Genomic DNA, 1,250 nt, shown 5'->3' on the forward strand with positions numbered 1-1,250 from the left:
TGGAATTGCAACTAAAAATAGGAGACTTTTTTATGCTGCCATTTTTTCTTTTTCCAATAGCATTTCTTCGATCTGTCTGGGTGTCTTATAACCCAGAGCAGAATGTGTTCTTTTGGTGTTATAAAATCCTTCAATGTATCCAAAGATCTCCAATTTAGCTGACTGCTGATCCATGAATTTTCTATGATAGACCATTTCAGCCTTTAATGTCTTGAAAAAGCTCTCAGCAACTGAATTGTCCCAGCAATTCGCTTTTCTGCTCATGCTTTGAAGTATCCTGTTTTCTACAATTACCTCCCTGAATTCATCGCAGGCATATTGGATCCCTCTATCCGAATGGAAGATCAGTCCATCTTTGACACGCCGGTTTTTAATAGCCATCCTGATGGCTTCTACAGAAGTGTTTTTAGCGGTCATATCAGTACTCAAAGACCATCCGATGACTTTTCTGTCCGCCAGATCAATGACTGTTGTTAGATAAAGCCACCCTTTGTCAGTATGGATATAGGTAATGTCGCCAACCCATTTCTGTGACAGGGCATCCGCTGAAAAATCTCTTTGGAGGAGATTTTCAGCTATCCCATAGCTATGGCTCGAATCTGTGGTCACCCTATATTTTTTCTTGACCTTACTTCGTATCCCATGTTTCTTCATCAACCTTGCAACATAGCTTCTTGATACCATTTCACCTTTTTTATGCAGCTCTGCAGTTATCCTTGGACTACCATAGATATACTTACTGTCACTGTGTACCTGCTGTATTTTATCCAGAAGTGCTTTACTTCGCTGTTCACTAGGGGACTCCGGAGAAATCAGCCAACGATAAAAACAACTGCTACTAACGTTCAATACTTCGCACATCTTCTCTACGGAATATACCTCTCGGTTCGCCTTTATGAACCGGTATATGGACCGTCTCCCCTGGAGAAGATGGCTATGGCCTTTTTTAATATATCACGCTCTAATTCTGTTTCTCTTAATTTTTTACGCAAAATTCTCAACTCCTGTTCCTCTGGGCTAATTTTAGGATTGTCAGGTAAAACTTTATTCCCATTATAACGTGGGTTTCTACGCCACTTACTGAGCAAACTGGGGTCTATGTCTAATTCCTTAGCTACATCGGCTACAGACCCCTTAACAACGCTCAAATCGACCGCCATGGTCTTAAACGAATCATCAAATTTTCTATGCATTTCTACAAATTTAAAATTACTATCTAAATCTGTCTCGCTTTAAAGGTAGCAACTCCA

At 40.2% G+C, this 1,250-nt stretch carries 2 protein-coding genes; both read right to left on the minus strand.

Translation table 11 applies throughout. The features are described 5' to 3' along the window. Positions 1–30: 30 nt before the first annotated feature. Positions 31–951 (minus strand): IS3 family transposase, encoded by a 921-nt coding sequence (locus tag RYH73_RS26540; protein ID WP_187342862.1) that lies wholly within the window; start codon positions 949–951, stop codon positions 31–33. Continuing rightward, a complete protein-coding gene (locus tag RYH73_RS26545; protein ID WP_187340262.1) occupies positions 894–1,193 on the minus strand; it encodes a transposase in 300 nt (99 codons plus the stop codon). Before RYH73_RS26545 ends, RYH73_RS26540 begins: the two co-directional genes overlap by 58 nt. Between the last annotated feature and the right edge of the window lie 57 nt (positions 1,194–1,250).

The organism is Olivibacter sp. CPCC 100613, assembly GCF_036959255.1.
Lineage (GTDB): Bacteria > Bacteroidota > Bacteroidia > Sphingobacteriales > Sphingobacteriaceae > Olivibacter.